General features: G+C 59.8%; 26 protein-coding genes and 1 pseudogene. 14 read left to right on the top strand and 13 right to left on the bottom strand.

Annotation, left to right across the window (positions count from 1 at the left end; translation table 11 throughout):
• A pseudogene (locus tag IQ265_RS17700) lies at positions 1–115 on the top strand (IS1 family transposase); the annotation flags it as partial.
• Positions 116–147: 32 nt separating this feature from the next.
• Positions 148–435, top strand: a complete 288-nt coding sequence (locus IQ265_RS17705; RefSeq protein ID WP_194056000.1) for a hypothetical protein — start codon at positions 148–150, stop codon at positions 433–435.
• A 48-nt stretch (positions 436–483) separates the two neighbouring features.
• Here the strand turns inward: IQ265_RS17705 and IQ265_RS17710 are convergent, their stop codons facing one another.
• Complete coding sequence (locus IQ265_RS17710) at positions 484–2,118, bottom strand: alpha-D-glucose phosphate-specific phosphoglucomutase (RefSeq protein ID WP_194056002.1); 1,635 nt, start codon at positions 2,116–2,118, stop codon at positions 484–486.
• A 205-nt stretch (positions 2,119–2,323) separates the two neighbouring features.
• Here IQ265_RS17710 and IQ265_RS17715 point away from each other — a divergent pair, with 205 nt between their 5' ends.
• Positions 2,324–3,310 carry a GNAT family N-acetyltransferase gene (locus IQ265_RS17715; RefSeq protein ID WP_194056004.1) on the top strand — a complete coding sequence of 329 codons (987 nt, stop codon included), beginning with the start codon at positions 2,324–2,326 and terminating at the stop codon, positions 3,308–3,310.
• A gap of 75 nt (positions 3,311–3,385) precedes the next feature.
• Here IQ265_RS17715 and IQ265_RS17720 read toward each other — a convergent pair whose 3' ends face one another.
• Positions 3,386–3,976 carry a DNA-3-methyladenine glycosylase gene (locus IQ265_RS17720; protein WP_194056348.1) on the bottom strand — a complete coding sequence of 197 codons (591 nt, stop codon included), beginning with the start codon at positions 3,974–3,976 and terminating at the stop codon, positions 3,386–3,388.
• 111 nt (positions 3,977–4,087) lie between these two features.
• Between IQ265_RS17720 and IQ265_RS29515 the strand changes: the two genes are divergently transcribed.
• The 5 genes from IQ265_RS29515 (at position 4,088) to IQ265_RS17740 (ending at position 7,382) form a co-directional block, all read left to right on the top strand.
• Positions 4,088–4,210 (top strand): hypothetical protein, encoded by a 123-nt coding sequence (locus IQ265_RS29515; RefSeq protein WP_255523577.1) that lies wholly within the window; start codon positions 4,088–4,090, stop codon positions 4,208–4,210.
• A gap of 148 nt (positions 4,211–4,358) precedes the next feature.
• On the top strand, positions 4,359–5,969 hold the full coding sequence (locus IQ265_RS17725) for an MBL fold metallo-hydrolase (protein WP_194056350.1): 1,611 nt from the start codon (positions 4,359–4,361) through the stop codon (positions 5,967–5,969).
• 138 nt (positions 5,970–6,107) lie between these two features.
• On the top strand, positions 6,108–6,506 hold the full coding sequence (locus tag IQ265_RS17730) for a PPC domain-containing DNA-binding protein (RefSeq protein WP_194056006.1): 399 nt from the start codon (positions 6,108–6,110) through the stop codon (positions 6,504–6,506).
• Positions 6,507–6,655: 149 nt separating this feature from the next.
• The gene (locus IQ265_RS17735; RefSeq protein ID WP_194056352.1) at positions 6,656–6,910 is read left to right on the top strand and encodes a UPF0175 family protein; all 255 of its coding nucleotides are present in this window, start codon (positions 6,656–6,658) and stop codon (positions 6,908–6,910) included.
• Positions 6,900–7,382, top strand: coding sequence for a DUF3368 domain-containing protein (locus tag IQ265_RS17740; protein WP_194056008.1), 483 nt, complete (start codon positions 6,900–6,902; stop codon positions 7,380–7,382). Before IQ265_RS17735 ends, IQ265_RS17740 begins: the two co-directional genes overlap by 11 nt.
• 3 nt (positions 7,383–7,385) lie before the next feature.
• On the opposite strand, the gene era is transcribed toward IQ265_RS17740, so the two are convergent.
• The 3 genes from era to IQ265_RS17755 all read right to left on the bottom strand — a co-directional run bounded on the left by era (position 7,386) and on the right by IQ265_RS17755 (position 9,260).
• Positions 7,386–8,339, bottom strand: coding sequence for a GTPase Era (gene era, locus IQ265_RS17745; protein ID WP_228038062.1), 954 nt, complete (start codon positions 8,337–8,339; stop codon positions 7,386–7,388).
• 1 nt (position 8,340) lies between these two features.
• Complete coding sequence (locus tag IQ265_RS17750; protein WP_194056010.1) at positions 8,341–8,778, bottom strand: secondary thiamine-phosphate synthase enzyme YjbQ; 438 nt, start codon at positions 8,776–8,778, stop codon at positions 8,341–8,343.
• Between the two features lie 158 nt (positions 8,779–8,936).
• Positions 8,937–9,260 carry a hypothetical protein gene (locus IQ265_RS17755; RefSeq protein WP_194056012.1) on the bottom strand — a complete coding sequence of 108 codons (324 nt, stop codon included), beginning with the start codon at positions 9,258–9,260 and terminating at the stop codon, positions 8,937–8,939.
• Positions 9,261–9,526: 266 nt separating this feature from the next.
• Here IQ265_RS17755 and IQ265_RS17760 point away from each other — a divergent pair, with 266 nt between their 5' ends.
• The 3 genes from IQ265_RS17760 to trxA all read left to right on the top strand — a co-directional run bounded on the left by IQ265_RS17760 (position 9,527) and on the right by trxA (position 11,109).
• Positions 9,527–9,913, top strand: a complete 387-nt coding sequence (locus IQ265_RS17760) for a hypothetical protein (RefSeq protein ID WP_194056014.1) — start codon at positions 9,527–9,529, stop codon at positions 9,911–9,913.
• 302 nt (positions 9,914–10,215) lie between these two features.
• The gene (locus IQ265_RS17765) at positions 10,216–10,602 is read left to right on the top strand and encodes an alr0857 family protein (protein WP_194056016.1); all 387 of its coding nucleotides are present in this window, start codon (positions 10,216–10,218) and stop codon (positions 10,600–10,602) included.
• A 114-nt stretch (positions 10,603–10,716) separates the two neighbouring features.
• A complete protein-coding gene (gene trxA / locus IQ265_RS17770; protein ID WP_194056018.1) occupies positions 10,717–11,109 on the top strand; it encodes a thioredoxin in 393 nt (130 codons plus the stop codon).
• Positions 11,110–11,129: 20 nt separating this feature from the next.
• Here trxA and IQ265_RS17775 read toward each other — a convergent pair whose 3' ends face one another.
• Positions 11,130–11,837 (bottom strand): hypothetical protein, encoded by a 708-nt coding sequence (locus IQ265_RS17775; protein WP_194056019.1) that lies wholly within the window; start codon positions 11,835–11,837, stop codon positions 11,130–11,132.
• Positions 11,838–11,982: 145 nt separating this feature from the next.
• On the opposite strand from IQ265_RS17775, the gene IQ265_RS17780 reads away from it, so the two are divergent.
• The gene (locus IQ265_RS17780; RefSeq protein ID WP_194056021.1) at positions 11,983–13,932 is read left to right on the top strand and encodes a hypothetical protein; all 1,950 of its coding nucleotides are present in this window, start codon (positions 11,983–11,985) and stop codon (positions 13,930–13,932) included.
• Positions 13,933–13,936: 4 nt separating this feature from the next.
• Here IQ265_RS17780 and IQ265_RS17785 read toward each other — a convergent pair whose 3' ends face one another.
• The 3 genes from IQ265_RS17785 to IQ265_RS17795 form a co-directional block, all read right to left on the bottom strand.
• Complete coding sequence (locus IQ265_RS17785; RefSeq protein ID WP_194056023.1) at positions 13,937–14,290, bottom strand: DUF4870 domain-containing protein; 354 nt, start codon at positions 14,288–14,290, stop codon at positions 13,937–13,939.
• Between the two features lie 223 nt (positions 14,291–14,513).
• Entirely contained in the window at positions 14,514–14,687 is a 174-nt protein-coding gene (gene rpmF, locus IQ265_RS17790; RefSeq protein WP_194056025.1) for a 50S ribosomal protein L32, read from the bottom strand.
• 68 nt (positions 14,688–14,755) lie between these two features.
• On the bottom strand, positions 14,756–15,193 hold the full coding sequence (locus tag IQ265_RS17795) for a hypothetical protein (protein WP_194056027.1): 438 nt from the start codon (positions 15,191–15,193) through the stop codon (positions 14,756–14,758).
• Positions 15,194–15,386: 193 nt separating this feature from the next.
• On the opposite strand from IQ265_RS17795, the gene IQ265_RS17800 reads away from it, so the two are divergent.
• Positions 15,387–17,351: a caspase family protein gene (locus tag IQ265_RS17800; protein ID WP_194056029.1), complete on the top strand. Its 1,965-nt coding sequence runs from the start codon at positions 15,387–15,389 to the stop codon at positions 17,349–17,351.
• A gap of 58 nt (positions 17,352–17,409) precedes the next feature.
• Positions 17,410–17,910, top strand: a complete 501-nt coding sequence (locus IQ265_RS17805; RefSeq protein ID WP_194056031.1) for a DUF427 domain-containing protein — start codon at positions 17,410–17,412, stop codon at positions 17,908–17,910.
• 72 nt (positions 17,911–17,982) lie between these two features.
• Here the strand turns inward: IQ265_RS17805 and IQ265_RS17810 are convergent, their stop codons facing one another.
• From IQ265_RS17810 to IQ265_RS17825, 4 genes are all read right to left on the bottom strand, one after another.
• A complete protein-coding gene (locus IQ265_RS17810; protein ID WP_194056033.1) occupies positions 17,983–18,795 on the bottom strand; it encodes a hypothetical protein in 813 nt (270 codons plus the stop codon).
• Positions 18,796–19,223: 428 nt separating this feature from the next.
• Complete coding sequence (murD, locus tag IQ265_RS17815) at positions 19,224–20,567, bottom strand: UDP-N-acetylmuramoyl-L-alanine--D-glutamate ligase (RefSeq protein ID WP_194056035.1); 1,344 nt, start codon at positions 20,565–20,567, stop codon at positions 19,224–19,226.
• 7 nt (positions 20,568–20,574) lie between these two features.
• Positions 20,575–22,710: a glycine--tRNA ligase subunit beta gene (gene glyS, locus IQ265_RS17820; protein ID WP_194056037.1), complete on the bottom strand. Its 2,136-nt coding sequence runs from the start codon at positions 22,708–22,710 to the stop codon at positions 20,575–20,577.
• A 135-nt stretch (positions 22,711–22,845) separates the two neighbouring features.
• A complete protein-coding gene (locus tag IQ265_RS17825) occupies positions 22,846–24,075 on the bottom strand; it encodes an adenylate/guanylate cyclase domain-containing protein (protein ID WP_194056039.1) in 1,230 nt (409 codons plus the stop codon).
• Positions 24,076–24,261 lie beyond the last annotated feature (186 nt).

Below are 24,261 nucleotides of genomic sequence, written 5' to 3' on the forward strand. Positions count from 1 at the left end.
CCGCAAAACGCTCTGCTACTCCAAGACCGTAGAAATGCTGGCTCACTCTGTTCGCTTGTTACTTCACTACCTCAAGTTCGGCGATGTGCCAGTCCCGTCAAGGTTCATCTCTTGATTCAGCAACGCCAAAAAAGGAATCCCTCAACTATGTTGTGCTTTACCCACCGAGATCCCCGAGTTCTTGAAGAACTCGGGGATCTGAATCCCCTGCGCCTTGCCAACCCCAGCCCCCAGCCGGGGCGCGAGCGATTGCGCCATTTAGTGATCGGCTCGCCGGAGGGCGTGCGGGCGACGATTAATCTGCTGCATGTGTTGACCTACGCAGAGCAGGCAACCTGGAGCCAGTTGATCACTATTCCACCATCCGGGATTTTGATTACCCCAGAACAGGGAGAGGCGTTTAGCCTGCTGAGGCGCGACAGGCAAGTAGGTTAACAGAAGTCTAGACCTCCGAGGTTTTGAAAACCTCGGAGGTCTGAATCCCTAGGTGATCACCGTGGGCTGGTCGCGCCCAGTCAGCGTCTTAATCTGAGCGATCTCATCCGCCAGACTAATCAAGTCCGCCAGCGCCTCTTGAGTATCCTGGTTGTGCTTAGCGGGGTCTGGCTCGTAGCGCTCCACATACAGCCGCAGGGTGGCCCCAGATGTCCCCGTACCCGACAGGCGAAAGACAATCCGCGAGCCGTCGGTAAAGCCAATCCGCACGCCCTGTTTGGTGGCCACGCTGCCGTCCACTGGGTCGGTGTAGGCAAAGTCGTCGGCGTAGTCCACGGTGTAGGGGCCGAAGGTTTTGCCGGGCATCGAGCCTAGCCCCTGGCGGAGGTTCTCCATCAGGGTGTTGGCGCGATCGCTCTCCACGCCCTCGTAGTCGTGGCGCGAGTAGTAGTTGCGCCCGTAGGTGCTCCAGTGCTCTTTGACAATTTCTTCAACCGACTGGCCCTTCACCGCCAGAATATTGAGCCAGAACAGCACCGCCCACAGCCCGTCTTTTTCGCGAATGTGGTTGGAGCCGGTGCCGAAGCTCTCTTCGCCACAGAGGGTGGCCTTGCCCGCATCCAGCAGATTGCCGAAAAACTTCCAGCCGGTGGGGGTCTCAAAGCAGTCGATGCCGAGCTTCTCGGCCACGCGATCGGGGGCCTGGCTGGTGGGCATCGAGCGGGCAATTCCCGCCAGGCCGTTGCGGTAGCCGGGCACCAGGGTGGCGTTGGCGGCCAAAATTGCCAGGCTGTCGCTGGGGGTGACAAAGAAGTTGTTGCCCAAAATCATGTTGCGATCGCCGTCCCCATCCGAGGCCGCGCCAAAGTCGGGGGCGTTGTCGCCAAACATTACCTCTACCAGGTCGTGGGCGTAGACCAGGTTGGGGTCGGGGTGGCCGCCGCCAAAGTCTTCCAGCGGTTCGCCATTCACCACGGTGCCTGCTGGAGCATTCAGCCTGCGCTCAAACAGGGCCTTGGCGTAGGGGCCGGTGACCGCGTGCAGCGAGTCCATGCAGAAGCGGAAATTGCCGCCCGAGAGCATTTGCTTGATCTGGCCGAAGTCAAACAGGGTTTCCATCAGCGCCCCGTAGTCGCTCACCGCATCGATCACCTCGACGGTGGTGTGGCCCAGGCTGTGGCTGGCGACGCGATCGAGGTCAATGTTTGAGGCATCGAGAATCTTGTACTCGGTGATGGTTTTGCTGCGATCGTAGATGGCGTCGGTGATGCCCTCGGGGGCGGGGCCGCCGTTGCCGGTGTTGTACTTAATGCCAAAGTCTTCGTCGGGGCCGCCGGGGTTGTGGCTGGCCGAGAGAATAATGCCGCCAAAGGCGTTATTTTTGCGGATTACGCAGGAGGCCGCCGGGGTCGAAAGAATGCCGCCCTGGCCCACCAGCACGCGGCCAAAGCCGTTGGCCGCCGCCATTTTAAGAATAATTTGAATCGCTTCGCGGTTGTAGTAGCGCCCGTCGCCACCCACTACCAGGGTCTGGTTTTGGTAGCCCTCCAGGCTGTCAAAAATCGACTGGACGAAATTTTCTAGATAGTTTTGCTGCTGAAAAACCTTAACTTTTTTCCGCAGGCCCGAGGTGCCGGGCTTTTGGTCACTATAGGGCTGTGTGGATACGGTTTGAATACTCATAGGGTCAAAATTTGCTCCAAGGTCAACCAGGTGCAACCTCAGGATAAATCCCCGGCTCCCGTTGAAGGATAAATTCCTCTCTAAGTTATGGGGGCCTCTCTAACTTATGGGGTAAATCGTAAGCTTGGGTTAAGGAGAGCCAACATCCGGAATGAGCTGTTCCCCAGGTGTAGAGCTTCTAAAGCCCCCAAAACCTTCTGCATTTATGACCAATCAACTGCTGACTTCAACGCAGTCGCGCCCCAGCGTCGGTCACGCCGATTTGCCTGCGATCGCCGAATTTTACGAGATCTGCGACCAGGTCGATCGCCTGGACCGTGCCCCCTCCCTCGAAAACCTTCAGCGCCGTCTCGACCACCCACCCCCCGGCGGTACCCAATATTGCCAACTGTGGGAAACCACCCGTGGCCAGCTAGTGGGCGTCGTCAACCTGTGGATCGAAGATCCTACCGATGCGCCCACCGATGCGCTAGAAGGCTGGGTGAGTGTGTCTGTGCATCCCGACTGGCGCGGCGATCGGCTCGAAGCAGAACTGTTGGGCTGGACTGAGGCGTTGGTTCGAGAGCAGGCGACGGTAGCCCAGCGCCCCGCAGAACTCTGCGCCGGAGCCAGAAGCGATGCTGCCTACTATCGGGCCATTTATGAGACCCAAGGCTACGGAATTATTCGCCAGTTTCACAATATGGCGCGATCGCTGGCCGAACCCATCCCTCAGCCCCAGTTCCCCGAGGGCTTTACCTCGCGCCCAACCAACGCCGATGAGGCCGCCGCCTGGGTGGAGCTGTTCAACGAGAGCTTTGTCGATCACTGGCACTTTACGCCGATGACGCTGGCAGATCGCCAGCACCGCCTGAGTTACCCCACCTACCAGCCCGAACTCGACTGGGTAGCTGTTGCTCCCGACGGCAAGCTGGCTGGGTTCTGCAAAGGTCACATTGACCACGACGACAACGCCCGTAATCTGCGTAACGAAGGCTGGATTACAATTTTGGGCACCCGGAGAGGTTACCGCCGTCTGGGTCTGGCCCGAGCCATGCTTTTGCAAGGGCTGCACCAACTGCACCTAGCGGGCATGGATACCGCCCTGCTGGGGGTAGATACCCAAAACCCCAACCAGGCCATGGGGCTGTACGAATCCGCAGGATTCACTATTAAAGAAACCTACCTGACCTACCAAAAGCTCCTCAGCTGAGAAACCCGGTTTCTGCACCAAGCCCTGGCTACAGGCAAGGAAAACGTAAGAAACCCGGTTTCTGCACCGGAGAATCTATCGCTTTGACACGGCCTTAGAATCGCTGACGTACCAGCGCCAGGGCAGGTCGGCCCCCTGAGTCAGGCCAATGCGGGTGGTTTGGGTAAAACCGATCTCCCCTGTATCAACCCGCTGCTGCCAGCTGGTGTCTCGATGCTCTAGCCAGAGGCCGCTAGCTGGAACCAGGGGCAGGTCGGTGAGGGTGCGATCGATATCTAGCAAGAGACAGAGCTTGCCAGGACCAGCCCCCCAGCGGACAGACTTTTCGGCCCGGTAACCGACCAACCAATCAGGGATAGCGTCGAGTTCGACGGCGCGAATGAGGACGGCGCTGGGGATGCGATCGCGATCGGTCACCACATTAAAACAGTGGTAAATGCCGTAGATCAGGTACACGTAGCTAAACCCTGGCGGGCCAAACATCACCCGATTGCGGGCCGTCTCGCGGCGGTAGGCGTGGCAGGCCGGGTCGCCCTCGGTATAGGCCTCGGTTTCGACAATGGTGGTGCTGAGTTGGCGACCGTCGGCCCAGCGGCGCACCAGGCGACAGCCCAGCAGATCGGGGGCTACCTCCAAAGACGATCGCCCCAGCCAGGCCGGGGCAATGAAAGTAGGCTGATTACAAAGCTTTATATTGTCCTCTGAGGCAGACTTGTTAAGATGACTCAAAACCAAGGCTCCGATCACATCGACCTTTCTATCATCGCTACTGCTCCTATGGATATCAAACTTGTACTGGCTGTACTGACTGGATTGTTTGTGGTGGCCACTCTGTTCTTTGGCACCAAAAACGGCTTCTACGACACCGACAACTACCACGGCAACGGTTCGGCCCACTAGGCCTGCTGGGCTAAAGCTCCGCTACTGGCCCAGTTCATCGGCCCCAGGTTGTGCCGCTGCTTAGGGTGTTTACCATTCCGTGAGTAATCTGGTCTGCTTTCCGTTTGGTGCGGGTCACGGCCAAGAGGGGCTGTGCCTGGAGCTGCGCATGGGGCCGCGGCGAATTGTGCTGGACTGCGGGCTGCGCGACTTGACCGCACTAGAGGCTGTCCGCGATCGCATCGGAACCGCCGATCTGCTCTTTTGCAGCCACGCCCACAGCGATCACGCTCGCGGCGTACGGGAGTTTAGCCAAAAATTTCCCCAGGTGCCTATCTACGGCAGCGAGGTAACGACCCAACTGCTGCCGCTTAACTGGCTGGGCGAGGCGGTGCCGCCCCACCTGTGTCAGGCGCTGCCCTGGCAGACCCCGATTAGTTTAGCCGACGACCTGACTGTGCAAATTTGGCCAGCGGGCCACCTGCCGGGGGCCGCCTGCGCTCTGTTTACCTACCATTCGCCCCAGCGCCCCTACACGGTGTTTTTCACGGGCGACTTTTTTATGTCTAACTCGCGGCTGGTGGATGGCCTGCCTCTAGAGGCACTGCGCGGTCTCAAACCCGATGTGCTGATCATTGAAGGTAGTGCCGGTACCACCCGCCACCCCCACCGCCGTCAGCAGGAAAATTCGCTGGCCAGCACGCTCTATAACCTGGTGCAGCAGGGGCGATCGGTGCTCTTGCCCACGCCCACCCTGGGCATTGGCCAGGAGTTAGTGATGCTGTTGCGCAGCCACCACCAGTTTACCGGGCAAGACATTACCGTTTGGGTCGATGAAACCGTGGCGGCGGGCTGTGACCTGTACCTGGAGCTGATGTCGGAGTTTCCCAGCAGCGTGCAAAATTTTGCCCGCCACCAGCCCCTATTTTGGGACGATCGCATATTGCCCCGCGTGCGGCGGCTGGGAGTAGATGGCTATCCCGACGGGGAGAGCCCCTGCATTCTGATTGCCCATCGAGAGGCCGATCTCAGCGACTACTGCTGCGCTTCGGGCCAGCCCTGGACGGTGCTGCTGCCCGATTCGTTTGCCACCGCGATGGCCGATATGCTGCTGACGACCAGCCACGACCCTGGCCCCACCCTGGGCTGGCTACAAACCCTGGTGCCTGAGCTAGAGTCGGAGCGAGTGCAGATCGACACCTACCAGCTCACTACCCACAGCGATCGCGTCGGCACCACCCAGCTGATTCACAACCTCAGGCCCCAGCACGTAGCCTTTGTGCACGGCAATCCCACTCACCTGGCCGACCTGACGGGCCTAGAAGAACTGCAAACCCGCTACCAGCTGCACCTGCCCTCGGCGGGCAACGAAGTGGAGTTTCCGATCGGCGATCGCTTCATTCAACCCGCCGCCCCCGAACCCATTTTTGAAGGCGAAATCACCGAGATCGACGACAGCGTGCTGCTGCTGCTGCCCGAAGACCTCACCGCCGACCCCCGCTGGGCCGCCCTAGCCAATACTGGCCTGGTGCAGGCCCGCTGGCAGGGCAACGACTTGGTGATCAAGGGATTGACCCAGCGTGACCTGCTGCGCACTGTTGCCAGTAGCGATACGCCCTGGCAATCTCCCAGCTGCCAAACCTGCCGCTACCAGCGCGAAGGCCGCTGCCGCAACCCCGACTCGCCCCTCTACGGGCTGCAGGTCAGCCCCGACGGCGTTTGTTCTGCCTTTGAAGCGCGCCCGGCTCGCTCAGAACGGGATGATGAGGCATCGGCTTAGGGGTGGGAGAGTGGGCGGGTAAGAGGGTGGGAGAGTGGGCGGGTGGATGAGTGGATGAGTGGATGAGTGGGTCTGGCAACATCGAAAAAAGCACACTCGCCTACCCGCCTACCCACCTACCCATCTACCTCTTCCCCCATGCAGACCTACTGCCTCCGCCTCACCCCTGGCCAAGATCTGAAGCAAGAATTGCAGGCCTTTGCTCAGGCCCAATCGCTAGAAGCGGGGGTGATTCTGATGGGGTTGGGCAGTTTTACCCAGGCATCTTTGCGGTTTGCGGCGGCAGTCGAGGCGACGGCGATCGCTGGCCCCCTGGAGCTGATTTCCCTCAGCGGCACGCTGTCGCAGCACGGCATGCACCTGCACGGGACCGTGGCCGATGCCCAGGGCCAGGTCTATGGTGGGCACATCATGCCGGGGTGTGTGATTCGAACGACGGCGGAAATTGCGATCGCCAACCTGCCCCACCTGCGCCTGCACCGCCAGCCCGACCCGGTCACGGGTTATCTAGAGCTAGTTGTTGATGCTCTCTCTTAATCCTTTTCGAGACAGATCGTGATTGACGGGCGCTGCAATATCTCTTGAACCCGAAAATCGCCGATAGAATGGCAGTATTGCCTCTGCGAGGCGCTACCTCTGCATCAAACTCCAAAGCAGCTGAACCCTTCACCAGCAAAGGCAATCCTATGCAAAGTATCGAAATTCAGCTGCCAGATACAGTGTTCTCCGCCCTACGCAAAGCACCTGAGGAGTTCGTACAAGAAATGCGAGTGGCAGCTGCGGTTAAGTGGTACGAACTTGGGGAAGTTTCTCAGGGCAAAGCCGCCGAAATTGCTGGTTTATCCCGTGCTGGCTTCATCGACGCTTTGACTCGCTACAAGGTATCGGTGTTTCAGTACACGGCTGAAGAAATAGCTCAAGAATTGACCGATGCCAGTTGATCGGGTTGTGGTGAATGCCTCGCCGCTAATTGTGCTGTTCAAAAGTGAGCAAGCCGACCTCCTGCCGCAACTTTTCTCTGAAATCCTGGTTCCTCAAGCAGTTTGGCAAGAGGTAACCCTCCCCCAAGACGATGTAGCCAGTCGGCAATTGCCTGATGCCGCTTGGGCAACGCCAATTGAGGTTGCCATAAATCCTGAAATTGCCGCTTGGGATTTGGGTGCCGGGGAATCGGCTGTGCTCAGCTATGGCCTACAGAACCCTGGTTATAGAGCCATTGTTGACGATGCCGCCGCCCGCCGCTGTGCCCTTACATTAGGAATCGCCACCCTGGGAACCGGAGGCGTGCTCGTTCTAGCAAACCGGCGAGGCCTGGTTGACTCCCTAGGCGATCGCCTAAAGCGTTTGCAAGATGCTGGGCTTTACCTGTCTGAGCATGTTATCGCTATGCTCAAGCAGCAAGCTGGGGAGTAGTGACTATTCTTCCACCCGGTAGCCAAAATCCTCCAAGCGGCTGCGCGACTGTCGCCACTTGGGTACCACTTTGACAAACAGTTCCAGATACACCTGACCCATCACCAGCTTTTGAATTTGCTGGCGGGCGTCGGAGCCGATCACCTTCAGCATGCTGCCCTTTTTGCCGATTAAAATGCCCTTCTGCGACTCGCGCTCGACGTGAATGGTGGCGAGAATGCGGGTGATATTGGTGTCTTCTTCGACCCGGTCGACGGCGATCGCCACCGAGTGAGGCACCTCCTCCCGCGTATTCAGCAAAATTTGTTCCCGAATCAGCTCGCCCATGATGAAGCGCTCGGGCTGGTCGGTGACGAGATCGGGCGGGTAGTAGTAGGGGCCGGGGTCGAGCTGGTCGATTAGGGTGGCGAGCAGGGTATCGAGGCTGGTTTCGTGCAGGGCCGAGAACTTGACCAGGGGCCAGCCATGGCTATCGGCCAGGGTTTGGTAGCTGGCGTCGAGGGGGGCGATCGCCTCTGTCTCCTCGGGCTGCTTGTCAACTTTGTTCATGCCCAAGATCACCGGGCCGCTGCTGTGGGCCAGCAGTTCAGCCACAAACTGGTCGCCGCGTCCGGCTTCGGCGCTGCCGTCGACCACAAACAGAGTGGCATCCACCGAATCGATTGCCATCCGAGCATTTTTGACCAAAATTTTGCCCAACTCGTGGTGGGGCTTGTGAATGCCAGGGGTATCGACAAAAATAATTTGCGCTTGGTCGTTAGTTAAAATGCCGCGCAGGCGGTTGCGGGTCGTTTGGGCAGTGGGGGAGGTGATCGCCACCTTTTGGCCCACCAGGGCATTCATCAGGGTCGATTTGCCCACGTTAGGGCGGCCCACAATGCCCACAAACCCCGACTTAAACCCCTCTGGCGGGGTAGGAATCGCGCTGTAGCCGACCGGGTCAAAGGAATCCACCATACTAGTAGCCCGTGACGTGAACCACGACCTCACGGGCCGATCCCCGCGCCCGGTGTTCCCACAGGTAAATGCCCTGCCAGGTGCCCAGAGCCAGCCGCCCCTGCATGACGGGGATAGTTTCGCTGGTGTGGGTCAGCACGGTGCGAATGTGGGCGGGCATGTCGTCGGGGCCTTCGGTGCTGTGGATGTAGTGGTTGCCCTCGGGCACCAGCTTAGAGAGAAAATTCTCCAGGTCGACCAGCACGTCGGGGTCGGCATTTTCCTGAATGATTAAGCTGGCGGAGGTGTGGCGCAAAAACACCGTGCACAGCCCAGTTTCAATGCCGGAGGCGCGCACCACCTCGTTGACCTCAGCAGTAAACCGCTGGAGCGACTTGCCCCGCGATCGCAGCGTCAGCACCTGCTGATGGTGACGGGTGGTGGCGGTGTTAGGTGTCATCGGTAAATCACCAGAATAGACCGTTATCTATTCTGTCAGAATTGATCACCGCTGTCAGACTTAATCGTTCTTAATCGTTTTGAAGAACGGCTCATGCTGGAGGTTGTTAGCGCAGATAGGTGCTTCAGCGGATTGCTTAAAACTGTTACGTCACGCCGTTACTCAACGCTGAGGGGGACCAGACGACCCTGGGCCGTTAGCCCCAACCGCATGGGCGCATTGGCCAGAATGGGATTGCCGGTCAGGGCGCACACCTGCTCGCGCTCGGCCACCGCGCCAAAGCTGGCGCAAATATCGTCAGCCTGAACCTGAACGGCGCATTCTGTCGGCCCTTGCTCCACGTACTGCCAAAGAATGTCGCGAATCAACGCCTGATACCCCCGATCGCCCGCCAGGGCTTTGAGCTTTTCCTTCAGCGATCGCTCCAGGCGAATGCTGGTAACTTCCATATCAGTGGTCGATACGCGGGTTAGGGTTGGCATCGGCGGGCACACCTCCAAAGGGAACATAAACGATAGTTTCTGGAACGTGTCACAACTCGACTGTGGTTATCACTAATGAGCTGTGTCTAACTAACAGTTTAGACAGACTAGACACGATTGTATTACACGTGTAGTATTAACGTTATTCGAGCGTATCCGTCAAGCTCAGCTTTTTGGCCTCAGCTTTTTGAGCAAGAGGTGCTTGCCTAACGGATGCTCTCACTGCCTTCCTAAGCCTTGTTGTTTTACGCTTGAGGAACTCCGCTATGTTACGGATCTTGTCTACTGGCACCGCATTTGATATCGCCGCCACCACGGGCGATGCTGGCCAGCTGGGCATGGCGGCGGAGTTCGATGGTTACATTAGTGACCGCATTGGTGATTTGTTGGATGGCCTGATGGGCCAGCTGATGCACCCTACCTGTGGGGCTACCCTGGGCAATTTTGACAGGACTGATCTCTTTAAAGGGGTTGCCCTCGGGGGCGATCGCCGTTGGGCAGATCGGTTTCCGTGGTTTGAGCTATCCCTCAGGTTAAGGGGATACCTAGCCCAGGGCGATTCCCCTTTGGGGAGGCCGTGCCAGCGCATGGGTTATCGCATCAGTCGGCGATATCTCCGCCCTCTCTCCCAGCATTCTGTGTCTCAGCATTAACCTGACCTTCCAACTGGTTTAGTTTCTTGGGGTTTAGCCCCAAGGGGCTCGTCGCCTGGGAATGGCCGCTCGTGGCTAGTTCCGTTTCGATCAGGCTCCAGTTTTGGGTTTGCAGCACCATTGCCGCCGCCGTTGGCCAAGAGCGCCAGGAGTTTGCGTCGGTATTTACTCACGGCATGGCTTTTAGTCGCCAGTTACTTTGCCCGTGGGCCACCGCGCAATTACGGCGGGCCGCTGCCGCCTCGACACAGCAGAACTTAAGCGCCGAAACCAACTCACAAGTATTCAAGGCATGAGAGCTCATGTTGAAGTTGACCTATTCCGATGCCGATTTATTGGTTGAACAATTAGACCTCACCGTAGAAGCCGTGGTGGCCCAGCGCAGTATCGTCGCCCTGCGGGCCGGACAACCCCTGGTGGTGCAGCCCGGCTACGGGGCCTTTGCCCTGCCCGCCGACCTGCCAGAGGTGGCGATGCTAAAGACCATTGGCCAGGGCGCGATCGACATTGCCCCCTGCGACATTAACTGGCTCGAAGTGACCCTGCGGGGTACCTGGCTGGCCGACAATGCCCTCAGCGCCGAGGGTATTTTGGTAGCCGAACTGGGCTTTGCCCTAGAGCGCCAGCTCGTTGCCCTCTGGCAGCGCAGCCTCACTTGGGTAGCGACCCCCTGCTCCCAGGGGCGCTAAAGTTGGGCTAACCGTAATCCCATCGCCCAGGCTTTGCAGTACCGTAGAAAATGAGTGCCGAACAGTCTTTAGCCGGATAGTTTTAGATACTGCACCCATCCCAGCGCAGACCAAATGCGCAGATCAAACAACGACGCAGACAAGGAGCGATTGACCATGGCTGACGATGCAACCTATATCACCCTGACCGCCGACAACTTCGAAGCCGAAGTGATGCAGAGCGATGTGCCGGTGCTAATCGACTTTTGGGCCGCCTGGTGTGGCCCCTGCCGCATCATGAACCCAATTGTCGAAGAACTGGCCGAGACCTTTGCAGGGCGGGCTAAGGTCGCCAAGCTCAACGTCGATGAAGAAGATGCCCTGGCCCTGCAGTACCACGTGATGGCCATCCCCACCCTGATTTTCTTTCAAAATGGGGAGCGGGTTGACACCATTGAAGGTGTCGTTGCCAAGGATGACCTGGTGGCGCGGCTAGAAGCCTTGGTGACGGCTAACTCAGCAGCGTAACCGACTCTGCTGACCTCGCGTTATCGGGCTACCCCACGTAGCACTGCCTCGCCATTGACAAACTCCAGGCCGTCGAGGGTCAGCCCGGCCTGGGGCAGGGCGAGGTTAATGCGCTCGGTTATCTGGGCGGGGTCGAGGCCGGTGAGGCGAGCTACGTCGTCTACCGACAAGTTGACTCGACCAATCTGTACACGGGTGTCGTCTCCCAGCACCAGGCGGCCGTTGTCCACTCGCGGGCTACCCTCAATGCCAATGTAAAGGGGGCGATCGCCCAGCATGGGCACGGTGTTTAGCGCGGTGTCTAGGGCCTGCTGCGCCTGGGGCGGCAGCGATTGGGTGGGCAGGTCGGCTGGGTTGACGACTATGCCACCAGCCACGCGATCGCCGCGAATGGTGGCATTGAGGCTATCTGCCGACGGCAAAAACTGTGCTACCTGGGGCGTCTGAGCGATCCCCTCCGCCAGCAGCTGGGTTAGCTCAGCCTCGCTCAGCGAAATTTCGACCCGGTTATCGGTGCCGTAGCGCACCCCCTGGCCAGTGGCCAGCTTGCTCTGGAGTAAGTTGCCGCTGCTATCGACATTGGCCACGACAGTCTCGGCACCGCTGGGGCTGTACCAGGTGGGCAGCGCCGTGGCCCGGTTCCAGTAGTAGGCGGTGGCAGCGGCGGCTCCCGCCGAGAGCCCGATCACTAGCGAGAGCGCCAGTACAACAGCCTGTTTTGTCCGCATCTCAGCCAACTCCCCAGTGTTTAGTGAGTGTCGTCGAGACAGTGTAGCTCAGCTCTCATAGCTGCGCAAAAACCTGTGTGGCGATTGCTGTAAAGACCCTAAAGTGGCCTATGGTAATAGGTGCAACGACGTAGAGAACAGCAGCATGGGCACGACACAGGGGTTCATCCGCAAGGTCATGGGACTGGGGCGGCGAATGGTGGCCCAGGTTGTAACGTTTGGGGCGATCGCCCTCCTTCTCTTCACTACAACCAGCTGTGCCAAACCCGTTCAGCCCACCGAGCTGATCTCAGAACCGACCCCCCAGCCCAACCGCCTCACCGGGCAAATCGCTGAAGTGTCTCCGCCTGAAACCCTGGAGTCGCTGAAGCAAATTATCGACGCCTACACGCCTCAGGTGCGCATTCTCAGCCCTCGCCCCGGCGAAGTCCTCGACGATACGAGCGCTACCGTCCGGTTGCAGGTGCGCGGCCTGCCGCTGTTTAAAGACGAAACCTACGAACTGGGGCCTCACCTGCATTTGTTCCTAGACAACGAACCCTACAAAGCCGTCTACGACCTGTCTGAACCGATTACCTTTGAGAACCTTTCCCCTGGTACTCACACCCTGCGGGTGTTTGCGTCGCGGCCCTGGCACGAGAGCTTCAAAAACCAAGGTGCCTTTGACCAGCGCACCTTCCATGTAGTTGCCCCGACCCCCCAAAACGAACTCAACGCCAACGCGCCGCTGCTGAGCTACAGCCGCCCCCAGGGCACCTACGGGGCCGAGCCGATTATGCTCGACTTTTACCTTACCAATGCGCCGCTGCACATGAGCGCCCAGGCCGAAGCCAACGACGACCTGCACGACTGGCGCATTCGCTGCACCGTTAACGACCAGAGCTTTGTATTCGACCAGTGGCAGCCAATCTGGCTGAAGGGCTTTAAGCCCGGCCGCAACTGGGTGCAGCTCGAACTCATTGACGAAAGCGGCAACCCTATCGACAACCGCTTCAACAATACCGTGCGCATCATCGACTACCAGCCGGGTGGTAGCGACACCCTCGCCCGCCTGGTACGGGGTGAACTCGAACTGAAGGAGGTGGCCGGTATTATTGACCCCACCTACGTGCCCCCGGCCCCCCCGGTGCCAGAATCGGCGCTGGAGCCCGAACAGTCACCAGAAGGCTTAGGGTCTGAGGGTTCTGACACTGCCCCAGAGGTGCCAGAGCCGCAAACTGCTGAGCCAGAAGCGATACCCGAATTGCCCCAGCCAAACTATATTCCTACCCCGCCCGAGGCAGAGCCAGCCCAGCCAGAGCCAGACACCGGCATGCCAATTCCGGCTGAGCCAGAAGACGAGGCTCGACCCAACCCATTCCTGCTACCTGAGCCATCGCCAGAATCTGAGCGGACCAAGGCCGACCAATTTTCGGCAGAAGAAGATAGCGCAGCCGATGACCTGACTGAAGCCGATCGCCCTGCGGTAGAAGCCCCAACCGCCCCCGACGAACCGAAAACAACTGAGCCAGAAACCGCCGCACCTAAGGCCGAGGAAAGGATAGAAGAAGATAGGGCAAAAGATGGAACCGAGGAAATAACGCCACCGGCAGAACCCTTCGTTCCCCCAGTGTTGCCTCAGCCTGAGGCGCTGCCCGAGCCTGTGCCCGTGCGGCCCTCTGTCCCCGCTCCGGTTGTCCCTCCGGCCCCAGAGCAATCTACCCCTCAAGCACCAAAGGCTAAGGGGTTGCGCGATCGCCTCAAGCAGTGGCGCAAGCAGCCGGAAGTTGCCCCCAAACCGGTTGAACCAGGCCCAACGGGCGAAGAGAGCGTCCCCGACCTGACCACCCCAAAGGGTCTCGTGAGCCCCGGTGACGAAGCGGCCCCAGAGGATACAGCGCCTGAATTGCCCGAATTGCAGCCAGATGTCGTTGAACCTTACACCACGGCTCCCTCTCTGACTGAGCCGCAAAGCCCGCCTGAGGTCGAATCGCCTGAAGCAGACTCCTCAAAAGACCCCGACGATACCAACGGTGCCGTAGAGCAGCCCCGAGCTGAGCAGCCCAGGGTTGTGCCGCGATCGCCCCTAGCTCCCCAGGTGCAGCCTTTTATCTAACGCTTTACTTCACCAACCGCAGGGTTAGGGGATAGCGATAAGCCACACCTTCGTTAGCTTTGACCGCCGCTAGGATAGACAGCACCAACCAGGCAATGCCCAGCACAATGATGAGCGGAATCCCAATCAGCACAAAGATCAAGACCCCCGACACCAGCATATAGATGGTCATGGAGATGTTGAAGTTGAGCGCTTCTTTGCCCTGATCGGCGACAAAGGACATTTCATCGCGCTTGACCAACCAAATGAGCAGGGGGCCAATAATATTGCCAAAGGGAATTACAAAGCCAGATAGAGCGCTGAGGTGAGCAAGCATGGCCCACATGCGTGATTCTGGGCTAGAGTCGAGCTGGTTCATGGTAGTGGCAAATAGATAGAATCTGCCGCCAAGCTAACTCAAGAAGCAGGATAGACGCTCTACCCTGCTTACAAAATGTAGTACTCCAAACAAACACGCTCCCTGAGCAAAGTCAAAGGGAGCGTAATGCCTATAAAAGAGAAGGCCGACATGACCAAACCTTCTCCAGGCCAAGTCGTTGACGAAGTCTCTTCAACAATGAAAATGAGCCCCAGCGGCGACCTTACTCGTCGTCGTCCTCGTCATCGGTTGGGTAGACAAAGCTGGTAGAGCGCCCCGTGAGCACAGACTTGCCCATGGACATGGCTTTCTTGGCCTGTAGCGCTGCGGTGCGCTTCCAGGTGGCGCGACGCTGGTCACGCTTTTGCTTGGAGGTTTTCTTCTTGGGAACCGCCATGACAGATACTTAAGACTTCACAACCTTTCAACTATAGGACAAGATGGCGTGTCTGCGCAATCCTGTCCTCAAAGCTGCTCTGAGACCGGATCGTCTATCAGGTATCTAGCGGCTTCAAAGTAGTCGGCCCACTGGGTCACGTCGGGTCTGAGCTGCCACTCGCTGCGGCTGACCGGCACCGTCAAGATGGGAACGGCGATGCCCTGGTTGTCGCCAATAATGGTGACAATTACATCGGTCATCAGCACATCGGCGTCAAAACTGCGCTGGACGGCAGCGCGGGCCACAATTTCAGAGCGGCGCACCAGGGTTTCAAAACTTTCGCCCTGCTCACGCACCAAAAACACGTTGACCCGCGAGGTATAGGCCTGAGCGGCGGGTGGGGCCATCAGGGCTGGCACCGCCGCACTGCCAAAGCCGATCAGCGCCGCCATCACCACAGACGCTGCCCTAGACTGGCGATCGCGTCCTGAATTCCATTCAAACTTCCGGTCAAACAAGGTCATGGCCTGCTGCTCCACACATCCTCGCAGGATGCCCAAAAAGTGCCTTAACTGTAGCGATAGAGCCGCCAATCGTCAATGAAGAATTGTCGCTGGCCCCAATTGCTGAGCCAAGCTTCCGTTTAACCCGGCAGGCGTTACTATGGCAGGTGAATTTTCATCTTTAAATCTACGCCTCCGGAGGCACCCAAAAGGCATGGCAAGCCACTGGCCCGTGATCGTCGGCATCAATCAATATCAATCGCTTCAACCCCTGATGTATGCCCAGTTCGATGCCCTCGAACTGCGTGATTTTTTGGTCAATGAGGTGGGGCTGCCCGCCGAGTACTGCTCGCTGCTCACCGACATTTCGCCCATGGTGTACCAGGGGGCGGCCGCCCCCACCCGCGAGGTGCTGCTGCAACGTCTGGCCCAAAGCTGCGATCGCGCTGGCCCCGATGACACCGTGTGGTTTTTCTTTAGTGGCTATGGGGTGCAGTGGCAGGGGCAAGACTACCTGCTGCCCATCGATGCCGATCCTAACCAGATTGAGCAAACCGGCATTTTAATTGAAACCCTGCTCCACCGACTGGCCCAGGGTGGGCAGCGCCAGACCATTGTCATGCTCGACATCAATCGGCCTCAGAGCGCCCTAGCCGTAGCCCCCGGCAGCCAGGGCCTAGGTGCCCCGTCGCTGTCCCTAGCCCAAGACCTGGCCATCCCCCTGGTGCTCTCCTGTCGGCCCGACCAGTTTTCTCAAGAGACCCTGGCGGTGCGCCACGGCCTGTTCACCGAAGCGCTGATTGAGGGGATGCGGTTCCACGGCTGTTTAACCCTGGCGCAGCTGGTCGACTACCTGCGCGATCGCGTGCCCGAGCTGTGCCAGCACCACTGGCGGCCGGTGCAAAACCCCGTCGCGGTGCTGCCTCCCGGTCAGCAGTATGCCATGCTTGTACCCCCCAGCCTGGTGGGGCAGATGCCCGTGGGGGTGCCGCCGGAGCCAGACCTTTCCCCTATCGAGCCTGCTGAGCCAGAGCTGCTCATGCCCCTGCCTGCCCCAGAGCCAGCCGGATCTATTTCTCCTAGCCCATCCTCGCCAGAGCCGCTGCCGAGTGGGAACGCCAGGCCGTGGCCCGCTGCTGAGCCGCCCTTGCCAGAGCTGCTGGCCCCAGGCGAGCTACCCAGCCGGGTGCCGCCAACCCGGCCCATACCAGGCTCAGGTCCTGAGTCTGACGATTCAGTCCCCTGGTGGAGACTGGGTCTGTTTGCCGCAGCGGGGCTGCTGCTGCTGGGAGTGCTGTGGCGCAATCAGGATAGCTTTCGGGGTCAGCCATCGGCGACTCCAGCCGTTACGGCTCCGGTAGAACCGCCCCCCTCCCCGGCTCCAGAGCCTCCGACCCCAGAGGCAAACGGTGCGGGTGAAACGCTGTTTCCGGGTGCCGTGAGTGGGGCTGAAGCCCTAGAACGAGCCCGAAATGCCCTGGCCCAGCGACAGTTTGGGGAAGCGCTGGTCTGGTTTAACCAAATCCCTGAAGGCGAGCGCCCAGTCGACTACGAGGCCCTGGTCAATCAGGCCGAAACCGGCTATGCCAACGCCAGTCTGTCTGGCGAAGCCGCCCTCAACCAGGCTCGGCGGCTGATTGAGCCGCTGTCGGCATCGCTGTTTAACGATGCCATTGAGCAGGCCCGCCAGGTGCCCGCTGGTGACCCCGCCTACGATCAGGCCCAGGCCGACATTGCCCGCTGGAGCCAGGTAATCGTTGACTTAGCCGAGGGCCGCGCCGCTTCGGGTGATCTAGATGGGGCAATTAGCGCCGCCCGACTAGTGCCCGAAGATCAGGGTGAAGTTTGGGGGCTGGCCCAGGCCCGCATTCAGCAGTGGGAGCAGCGCCAGGTCAACCGTCGCCTGTTGCAGGAAGCCCAAAGCGTGCTGCAGCCCGACCAGGCTACCTCGTTTCAAACCGCGATCGCGATCGCTCAGCAAATTCCCCCTGACTACCCTGAGTCTGTAGTCGCCCAAGACCGCATCGACCAGTGGAGCCGCGATATTCTCGCCATTGCCCGCGCCCGCGCCGCCGATGGTCAGCTGCCGGGGGCAATCTCTGCTGCGGGTCTAGTGCCCCCCGGCACCAGCGCCTATGACCAGGCCCAAGAGGCGATTCGACAGTGGCAGGCCCAGTAGTAGGAGAAAACTAATACAGTATTGGCATTGCCAGTACTGTATTAGTTTTGATAGCTGTATGTTCTCCCCCCCCAACCGCATTGCCCCCGGCCCCGGCCAAGAATCTGTGTGGGATTACCCTCGCCCGCCTCGGCTTGAAGACTCAGCTCGGCGGATTCGCATCCTGTTTAACGGCGTGGTCATTGCCGACTCGCAGCGGGCTAAGCGGGTGCTAGAAACCAGCCATCCGCCCACCTATTACATTCCGCCAGACGATGTGCAGATGCAGTACTTCCAGGCCGTGCCCCGCTCAACTATGTGCGAGTGGAAAGGAGCAGCGGTGTACTTCACCATTGCGGTAGGCGACCGCCAGGCCGAACAGGCTGCCTGGGCCTATCCTCACCCTACGGAGGCGTTCCAGAGCATTGCCAACTACATTGCCGTCTACCCCAGCCGCATGGAAGCCTGCTATGTCGATGATGAGCGGGTGCAGTCCCAACCGGGCGACTTCTACGGCGGCTGGATTACCTCAGACATCGTTGGCCCCTTTAAGGGCGATCCAGGCACCTGGGGCTGGTAATCCCTGCGCGTCTGACTCGCCTCATCCCCTCATTGACCCTACCGAGAACCCTCCCCGGCTCCTCAGCCAACGCTACTCCCCGACCTCTGGCTCCGAACTGCACATGGGCGCAATTCCTAAGGCGTCGCGGCTGCTGGTCATGACCTCTACTGTGCGCTTGAGTTTGGCCTCTAAAAATCGCTTGTGATCGAGCAGCTGGCGCAGCTTTTGGTGGCGAGCGATCGCCAGACTAATTGTAGACAACTGCTCTGGCGGGCAGGGAAAGTGCTGCACCCGACCGTCAGAATCGAGGTTGCACAGTCGATAGCCAGGGCGACCCACGGCATGGCCAGGGGCGGCGGGCGGGGCGGGCGATTCTAGCGACTGGCACAGGCGATCGACATAGCCCGAGAGATCTTGGGGGTCGCCGTGGCGCAGCAGCGCTGAATCGATCGCCGTCGCAGTCCCCGACTGGTCGTCGACAGTTTCGAGCCAGCCATCGACAATCGGCCCTTCCATGTAGAGCGCCTGAATGCGCTGCACGGTTTGTTTCAGGTCTTGATGCCACGCTTCGACGGCCATTTGAATATCCTGCAGCACTTTGACCGCCAGGGCAGGGTTGGCATCGTGGCGGTGGCGGCTAAAGGTCGGGCGTTTGCGGCGAGGCAGCAGGGGCAGGTGCGAAGGCTGCGCCTGGACGGGAAACGGAGCCAGATGAGCCGGAGAACCAGACGGTGGAGAACTGTCGGTGGGGCTGGGGTCAGGCTGGGGGTTGCCTGCGCTGGTGCCGCTTTCTGCACCGCCAATCGTAAACGACACGGGGCGACGGGGGGGGCGCGCCTCTGGAGGGTTAGCCGCAGGCGGCGATACGGGAGGCAGGGCTATGAAGTTAGAGGAGTTGTCCATGGTATCGAGGAGGCTGGGCCAGGTAGCTGAATGAGGGTAGAGGCTAACCTTGAGGATGGCAACCTCCTGGGCTGAGCCAGGTACAGAACTTGAGGAAGCACCATCTGCCTCAATTTATACCTGAATAGTTGAGTTTTAGCCTAATTTAATGGAACTAGTGGAACTGATCCTTTAGTTGAAACAGCACCCTGGCTCTTTTCGCCTCCGGCTGAACCGAAAATTTGTTGCTGCAGCTCCTGGGTAATTGAGCCTAAAAAAGCCAAAGATTAGGGTTGAGTAAGTCCACAGTTTTTAGTTTAGGAGGTGTCCTACACCGGGGACAGCGGAGACAGCCATCCCAATTGATTAAATGGCTTGCTCTTAATTAAGGCTACGGAAATTAAGGCTACGGACAAGGACAGTTTTTCCAAAAAATAGACTGAGCCAATCTACTGAAACCGCTGACAAAGCTGGCGAAAGTGCTCCCCCCGCTGCTCAAAGTTAGGGTATTGATCAAAGCTGGCGCATGCGGGGGAAAGCAGCACCACAGGGGCCACTAGAGAGGTTGCCACCGCCGCCCCTCGCTCCACGGCCCGCTCCATGGTCTCGACAATTTCGTAATGGCTGTACCCGACGGCCTCCAGCCGCTGGGCAAACTGAGGCGCAGCATCGCCAATTAGCAGGACGGTGGCAGCTCGCGCCCGAATGCTGGCTAGCCAGGCGCTGTCGTCGCCTTCCTTGGCTTCACCGCCAGCGATTAGCACAGCGGGGGTGGAGACCGATCGCAGCCCCACCTCGGCGGCATCGTAGTTGGTCGCTTTGGAGTCGTTGATGAAGTCGATGCCCTGCCAGGTGCAGATGTGCTCTAGCCGGTGGGGCACGCCGGGAAAGTTGGCCACTCCGATTGCGATCGCCTCAGCATCTAGCTCCGCCAGGCAGGCTGCTGTGACCGCCAGCAGCAGGTTTTGCTGGTTGTGGTCGCCCACCATGCGCAGGGCATCGGCCCGCACAATGGGGATGGCTTCAAACTTGACCCAGCCGTCGTCGATGTAGGCACAGGGCCGGAGCGGGGCGATCGCCCGCTTGCCGCCCACGCTCGTCCAGTAGGCGTCGGGAAAGTCTTGCGGCAGATGCTGGCGCAGGTAGGGATCGTCGCCATTGAAGACCGCCAGCTCTGAGCGGTGCATCAGCGATGCCTTGATCTGGGCGTAGTTTGTGACCGTGCCGTGCCGCTGCAGGTGGTCGGGGGTCAGCGTGGTCCAAAGACCAATTTGGGGCGATAGGGTGGTAGACGCCTCGATTTGATAGCTGCTCAGCTCTGCAATTACCCAATCGGGCACCGTGGGCTCTAGGGCCAGCTCGCAGGCGGCGTAGCCAATGTTGCCGCAGGCGATCGCGTTTAGCCCAGCAGCCTGAAAAATAGCGGCGGTGAGAGCCGTAGTAGTAGTTTTGCCGTTGGTGCCGGTGATGCCCACCCAGGGCCTATCCTGCAAAAAGCGCCAGGCCAGCTCGGTTTCGCCAATTACCTCCAGGCCGTTCTCGCGGGCGGCCACCAGAGCCGGGCTATCCCACGGCACGCCGGGGCTGACCACCAGCAGGTTGGTCCGGCTGTCGGGCACAAAGCTGTAGTCGAGCAGCACGGTAATGCCGTCCTGGCGCAGGCTCTCCTGCTGGGTAACCAGGGCCGGGCTAGAGCCGCGATCGCTCAGCACCACCTGCCAGCCATCGCGGTGCAGCAGCCGCGCCGCCGCCACCCCCGACTTACCCAGACCAATTACATGGGCGTTTTTCATGGCATCGCTATCCCTTGACGATCGCCCCAAAATCGCCCAGCACCAGGGCGTGGTTGCGCAGCAGGCCCAGCAGGTTAAGCCGGTTCTGCCGCACCGTCGGGTCGTCGGCCATCACCAGCACGCTATCGGGGCCGTCGAAGAAGCCGCTGACCACTGGCGCAACCTGCTCTAGGCCAGCGACGAGCTGGTCATAGTCGCGGCTGGCCTGGGCCGCCTGGGTTTGGGGCACCAGGGTTTTGAGCGCCGCCAAAAAGGCCTGCTCCGACTGGGCCTCCAGAGCAGAAACATCAATCACGCCGTCGGGGTCAATCACCTGGGTATCGAGGGTGCCCTGGGCGGCCAGACGAGTGGCCCGGTTCACGGTTTCGTAGACTTTGTCCATGCGACCGCTGCGACGCATCTCCTGCAAAAACAGCGCCCGATCTTTGACATCTAGCGGATCGGCCAGGGCGCGATCGCTTATCACCGCATTTACCAGGTCGTAGTCGATGCCCTGCTCGTCTTGCAGTAGGGTCTGCACCCGCTGCAAGAAAAAGTCGTGGAGCTGGGTGCGCAGCGCATCGGGGGCGTTGATTGCCAGGGTTGGATCTTGAGCAAAGTCCTGCACTACAGTATCCAGCAGTTTCGCCAGATTCAGGGGCAGCCCAGCCGCCCAGATAATATTCAGTACCGCGTTAGCCGCCCGCCGGAGGGCAAAGGGGTCAGACGAGCCGGTGGGCAGCTGGCCGGTGCTAAAAATGCCCACCAGCGTATCGAGGCGATCGGCAATGCCCACTACCTGACCCACCAGGGTTTGGGGCAGGCTGTCTTGGGCACCGCGCGGCAGGTAGTGCTCAAAAATGGCGGTGGCCACCGCCTCGGGTTCGCCGCTGTGAAGGGCGTACTTTTGCCCCATCACACCCTGTAGTTCAGGAAACTCGCCCACCATCTGGGTGACCAGATCGGCCTTGCATAGGTAGGCGGCACGACGAATGTGCTGGCGCGGCTGTGCCCCCAAATTGAGCTGGTCGCACACATGGTCGGCCACAGCACCAATGCGCTTCACCTTGGCGGCCATCGAACCCAGCTGTTCTTCAAAGGTGACGGTTTCGAGCTTGGCGACAAAGGCATCGAGGGGCTGGGCGCGATCGGCATCGAAGAAAAACTTGCCGTCGGAAAGGCGAGCGCGAATTACCCGAGCGTTGCCCTCAGCAATAATGGCGTCTTTGCTGGGATCACCGTTAGAGATGGTGACGAAGTAGGGCATCAGCGCCAGGCCATCGCTAGCTTGCTTGAGCGGAAAGTAGCGCTGGTGGCTTTCCATTTCGATGATGGCGACCTCGGGCGGCAGCTCCAGAAACTCAGCATCGAACTTGCCCACCACCGCCGTCGGCCACTCCACCAGATTGGTGACCTCATCCAGCAGGGCCGCAGAAATCATCGGTACGGCTTCGACCGATTTGGCCGCCGTTTCCACCTGGCGCTCGATCAGCAGCCGGCGGGCGGCGGGGTCAATTTCAACGCGGGCGTTGCGCAGGGCTTCGACATAGTCTTGGGCGCGACGCAGGGGCACAGGCGCGGGATGCAGCACCCGATGGCCCTGGGAAATGCGATCACTCACACACACCATCGACCCATTTTCTAGGGTGATGGGCAGAACGTCGCCATCCATGAGCGCTACCAGCCAGCGGATCGGGCGCGGAAAGCGCAGATCGCCATCGCCCCAGCGCATAAACCGCTTGCCCTCCAGGCCCAAAATCCACTGAGGAATCAGCTCGCTCAAAATGTCAGTGGCGGGCCGCCCTGGAATCGCCTGATTTACAAAGACAAAGGCTCCTTTGTCGGTGTCGCGCACCTCCAGGGACGCCACATCCACCCCTCTAGATTTAGCAAAACCGAGGGCCGCCTGGGTGGGTTCACCGGCTTTGAAGGCCGCCTGGGCTGGGGGGCCTTTTACCTCTTCGGTGCGATCGGGCTGGCGAGGGGGCAGCCCATCGAGCACCAGCGCCAAGCGGCGAGGCGTACCGTAAAAACGCACCGACTCTGGGGCCAGGGCCAGCTCAGCCAGCTCAGCTGGGATGCGAGTTTGCCACTGGTGGAGGGCATCGCTAACAAAACTGGCGGGCAGTTCTTCAGTGCCAACTTCCAGTAAAAATGTCGCCATAGAAAGAGATATAGGTTGTGTCGTGCACGCCCCCTTAGGGGCCGTTCTTTGCAAATTGCAGCGGAGAATCTACCGTAGCTAGTCGAGACAATCATCTCGACGCTACTGCCCCGCATTTTTAGCCTCCCTAGTCTATCAAGCTTTTCGCCCTGGGCCGACGTATTGATAGGTGGTCAAGTAGCCATGACCTTTGACCAAGACCTGGCCCGCCTCTTCAAAGGCGTAGCGGTGCTTAAGGCGCTCGTAGGTGGCCTCGGTAATTTGAATTTTGCCCGGCATCCCCTGGGCCTCCATGCGGCTGGCGATATTGACCGCATCGCCCCAGAGGTCGTAGCTAAACTTTTTAATGCCAATTACCCCAGCCACCACCGGCCCGGTGTTGATGCCAATGCGCAGCTGAAATTCCTGGTCGTCGTTGCGGGTGATGTGGGTGGCGGCCTCTTGCATGGCCAGGGCCATTTCCATAATGGTTTCGGCGTGGTCAAGGCGGGGCAGCGGCAGTCCGCCCACCACCATGTAGGCGTCGCCAATAGTCTTGATTTTTTCAAGCTGGTACTGCTCCGCCAGGCGATCGAAGGCCGAGAAGATTTGGTTGAGCCAGTTAACCAGCTCCAGCGGGCTGATCTGAGCCGCCAGGGGGGTAAAGTTCACAATGTCGGCAAACAGAATGGTGACATCGTCAAAGCGCTCCGCTAGCGACCCCTCCAGCTGCTTGAGCTTGTCGACCACGGCCCGGGGCAGAATGTTGAGCAGCAGTTGTTCGGACTTTTGCTGCTCTAGGCGCAGGGCCTGCTGGGCCTGCTCACGCTCCTGCATCTCTTGCTGAAGCTGCTGGTTCTGGGCCTGAAGCAGCTGAGCCTGTCGCCGTAGCGCCTTTTGCAGGTCGGCTAGCAGATTGGTGGCGCTGCCCGCCGATACGGCTCGCTGGGCCTGCTGCCTGAGCCGCCGCTGAAGCCGATGGGTCGATACCTGGGCCTTAATGCGGGCGGCGGCTTCTTCTACCCAGAGCGATTGGTCAATGTAGTCAACGACGCCAAATTCAAAAGCCCGCAGCCGCCGGGCCAGGGCCTGGTCTTGGCCCACAACCGCCACGGCTACCTGACGGGTTTGGGGTCGTTTTTTGAGGCGGTGGCACAGCCGCATGGCTGCGGTGTCGAACTGGTCAACGGCCAGCAAAATCAGGTCGGGTGGGGCGGCCTCGGCGGCGGTAATTGTGTCGTCTTCGCCACTGACCTCGCGCACCTCGTAACCTGCCGCCCGCAGCAGATCTAACAATGCCGACAGCGGCCCCAGGCTGCTGTCGGCCACGGGAGCCACTAGAATTGCGCCGGAGGTTTGGCCAGAATCTGGCGAAGCATTGGTCATGGAACCCTGGAGCAGAGATGACAGCCCCCGTCACTGTAGGCGCTGGCCCGGAGGCACAGAACAGTCGCCCTTGATAACACCCGATGATCACCCTGTAGCGGAGGCAGGTGGCCTGCGGCCCGGCTGTGGGTCTAAGCGTTGCCTCCGTCGCCCCTAGTGGAGCAGCGTGCCTCAGTTATAGCGCCC

The sequence above is a fragment of the Nodosilinea sp. LEGE 06152 genome (assembly GCF_015207525.1).
In the GTDB taxonomy this organism is placed as follows: Bacteria; Cyanobacteriota; Cyanobacteriia; order Phormidesmidales; family Phormidesmidaceae; genus Nodosilinea.